This window comes from bacterium (genome assembly GCA_035703895.1).
GTDB lineage: Bacteria > Sysuimicrobiota > Sysuimicrobiia > Sysuimicrobiales > Segetimicrobiaceae > Segetimicrobium.
Map to the genome: position 1 here is coordinate 1 of DASSXJ010000295.1, position 3,365 is coordinate 3,365.

The 3,365-nt window shown below is 69.2% G+C and carries 3 protein-coding genes; 1 reads left to right on the top strand and 2 read right to left on the bottom strand.

Annotated features, from left to right (window positions below; genetic code table 11):
* Window position 1: 1 nt before the first annotated feature.
* Together VFP86_19415 and VFP86_19420 are read right to left on the bottom strand one after the other, a co-directional pair.
* Window positions 2-1,048: a pyridoxal-phosphate dependent enzyme gene (locus VFP86_19415; protein HET9001821.1), complete on the bottom strand. Its 1,047-nt coding sequence runs from the start codon at window positions 1,046-1,048 to the stop codon at window positions 2-4.
* The gene (locus VFP86_19420; protein HET9001822.1) at window positions 1,045-1,731 is read right to left on the bottom strand and encodes a GntR family transcriptional regulator; all 687 of its coding nucleotides are present in this window, start codon (window positions 1,729-1,731) and stop codon (window positions 1,045-1,047) included. The genes VFP86_19415 and VFP86_19420 overlap by 4 nt, the downstream gene beginning before the upstream one ends.
* A 211-nt stretch (window positions 1,732-1,942) precedes the next feature.
* On the opposite strand from VFP86_19420, the gene VFP86_19425 reads away from it, so the two are divergent.
* On the top strand, window positions 1,943-3,193 hold the full coding sequence (locus VFP86_19425; GenBank protein HET9001823.1) for a hypothetical protein: 1,251 nt from the start codon (window positions 1,943-1,945) through the stop codon (window positions 3,191-3,193).
* Window positions 3,194-3,365: the final 172 nt, after the last annotated feature.

The following is a 3,365-nucleotide window of genomic DNA, read 5'->3' on the forward strand; positions in this document are numbered from 1 at the left end:
ATCAATGCGGCGCCCCGCGCCGGATCGCGGCGAGCGTCTCAGCGTACGCGAAGACCAGCGGGTCCCCGCCGGTGTTTATGAACACGACGGTGGTCCCCGGTTGCACGATGCCCTGCGCGACGTCGGCGAGGAGCGCGGCCAGCGCCTTGCCGGTGTAGACGGGGTTCAGCAAGAGCCCCTCGGCGCCCGCGGCGACCCGGATGGCGTCGAGGGCGGCCGGCGTCGGAACGCCGTATGCTTCGCCCCGCTGACCGTCCTCGAGGCGCACCTCCTCGTCGAGCGGGGGTGTGCCGAGGAGCTCCGCCGTTGTTCGAAGGAAATCTTTGACGCGCGGGCCGACGACCGGTGACAGCGCGCCCACGCACACCCCCACAATGCGGGTCTCGGCCAGACGGCTTCCCTCCCGCCGCGCCCCCAGGAGCAGCCCCGCGAGCGTGCTCCCCGATCCGACCGCAACGTACAGGTGATTCGGGCGAACGTCGGCGGCGCGGCACTGCGCGTCGAGTTCCAGAGAGGCGGAGACGTAGCCCGCCGTGGCCAGCGCTCCCGCCGGGGCACCGCCGTGGATGTAGATCACGTACGGTCTGCCACCGGCGGCGCGATCCTCCCCCGCCCACGACTCGAGGCGCCCCCGCGTGTGCTCTGAATAGGGGTCGGGATCGTCGGTGAACTTGAGCTCCGCGCCGAGCATATGGTCCAGGAGCAGGTTGCCCTGGACCGGTTCCGCGCCCGTCCCGCGGAGCAAGAGTTTGACGCGGAGGCCGGCCCGGCGTCCCGCCGCAGCGGTCACGCGGCAGAAGTTCGACTGCGCGGCGGCCGTGGTGATGAGCGACGTGGCCCCGCGGGCGACCGCATCGCCCACCAGATACTCGGCGCTTCGCACTTTGTTCCCGCCGAAGGCGAGCCCGGTCAGGTCGTCTCGCTTGATCCACAGATGGATGCCCAGCCGGTCCGAGAGGTTCACCGCCAGACTGAACGGCGTGGGGAGCGAGGCCAGCGTCTGGCGCGGCAGCCGCTCCAGCGCGCTCGCCAGCCCAGGGGCGCTCACCGCTGCCGCTCCAGTGCGGCGAGTACCGTGTGCATGCCGCCCAGGATGTGGCCGCGCATGAAGCGGGCCGCCGCGCCGCCGTCGTGCGCCGCCAGATTATCCAGCAACGTTTGATGGGGCGCTGGGTCGGGTACGGCCAGCTGGCTCGGATCCAACAGGCGCGAGCGGTAATACTCGCACTGGTCCGCGAGGTTCTCGAGGAGCCCCTCGAGCCGCGCCATGCGCGCGGCTCGCCGCACGTGCCGGTGGAAGGCCCGGTCCGCGGCCCGGATGGCCGGGATCGCTTCCGGCGACGCGACGCGGAGCTCGCGAATGAGCCCGTTGAGGCGGTGTCCCTCTTCGAGCTCTTCTGCGGTCATCCGCTCGGCCGCCTCCTTGGCCGCGAGTTCCTCGAGTGCCGCCCGCATCAGGTAGATCTCCCGCACTCCCTCGGGATCGAGCCGGGCCACGACGGCTTCTTTATGGGGCTCGAGCGAGACAAATCCCTCCCCGGCCAGCCTCTTGAGCGCGTTCGCGACCGTGATCCGGCTCACGCCGAGATCCGACGCGATGCGGCTGACGACGAGAGGCTCATGCGGACCCCACCGCCCATGGATGATGGCCTGCCGAAGCGACTCATACGCCGCCTGTTCACGCGTCTTGAAGTCTAGGGAAGGCGACCCCACCGGATCTACCGATTGCATGTTGCATGCATTATGCAGCGACCTCGAAATTCCTTTCCCAGCTGTTCAAGACGGCGAACGCTTGTGTCGGCCTCTCCCGGTTGCTATGCTCAAGAATGACATTTTTCTGCGCTTTTTATCCTGACTCATCTCACAAATCAGCTGCCGCCGAGACGCTCGTACCGTCGACCGCAGTCGGGCCGTCTTCGAAGGGGAACGTCCGGGAGGAGCCATGATAGGCGCACCGGGGCTTGCCAAGCGATTGTGGGACGGCGTCTTGCATCGGCAGAGCCTGGGCCGCATCGTGATCAAGTTTTATCCTCCCGGCGTGCAGGCCTCGCTCACCTCCGCTCCGGCGCTCGATGGGCTATCCAGGCATGACTGGCACTGGTTGTTTCTGCAGCATCTGGCCGAGTCGCTGCGCGTGATCGAGGAGCAAGAATCGGTTCGCCTGCTCGTCGCGGTGCGTGCGCTGGCCGAAGATTTCGTCAGCAGTTCGTACTGGCCCCAGGTGATCGGCGAGACGCTGCCGCACACCGTTGCAGGCGCGCCCGAGATTATTCCCGAGCAGCCCGGGGGCACGGCGCTCACGAGCGAGATCGTCCGTCGCGGCCGCGAGATGCCCGCGGTCCGCCTCTGGTGGTCTCCCCCCCAGGCGCGCGAACGCCTGGCGTCGTCGAACCTCGTGTTGCTGGTTCACGTGATGAAGGCCGCCGCGCATCCGCTCGAGCAGTACGAGCTGTTCAAGAAGATCACGCTCTTCGCCGAGTACTGCGATCAGCCAGATCGCCTGCGTGACCGGGCCACGTTGAAGACCGCCCCGCTCTACGCCGTCGTGCACGCGGACATCGCCGGGATCGCGGCTCCTCGTGTCGCCGCCCCTGAACACGGGACACGTCGTGCGCCCCTTCCGGTGCCCGCCGTTCAGGCCGGCGCGGATGCCTCGCCGCGGCGTGGGCCCGACGCGGACCGGCGCCTGTGGCAGCGGCCGGGGTTCGCCATGACCGCCGCGACGCTGTTGTGGGTAGGCCTCGTCCTCGGCGCCTTCTTTGCGCCCCGCAACGACGGCGTCTCTCCACCCTCATCGCCGACCGCCGCCCTCCGTCCCGCCGCGCCCACCCGCGAGGCGTCCCCCTCTCCAGACCTTGCGCTCGTGCCCCCGCGCGCGAGTGGATCGCCGCAGGTTTCCGAGACGCTGCGGACGCTCCCCCGCACGAGCGCAAGGTCCGGAGATCTCTCACACGTCCGCAGGGAGGCCGGCGATCTCCCACGGTTTCGCGTCGTGTCGGGGAGACTGGCGCGCAGTGTCGCCGAGCTCCGAGCGCGGACGCTCGCCGACCAAGGCGCCGACGCGTTCGTCCGGTTGGTGACCGACAACCTCGCGCAGCTTCAGTACGGCGCCTATCGGTCTCGGTTGAACGCGGAAGCGGAAGCCTGGCGCCTGCGTTCCCAGGGATATACCGCGATGATTGTCCCCTGGTAACCGGCGCGCTATCGAGCGTTTGCGGGGCGGCGGCGTGACCAAGCAGGAAGCGCAGGTCCAAGTCGCCGTCCTCAAGCGGTTGCTCCGCGGGGAGCCGGTGGATCCCGCCTCGCTCAGCGCGGCGACCGGCTTCACGGAAACGGTTGTGGGCGCGGCGCTCGCCACCCTGCAT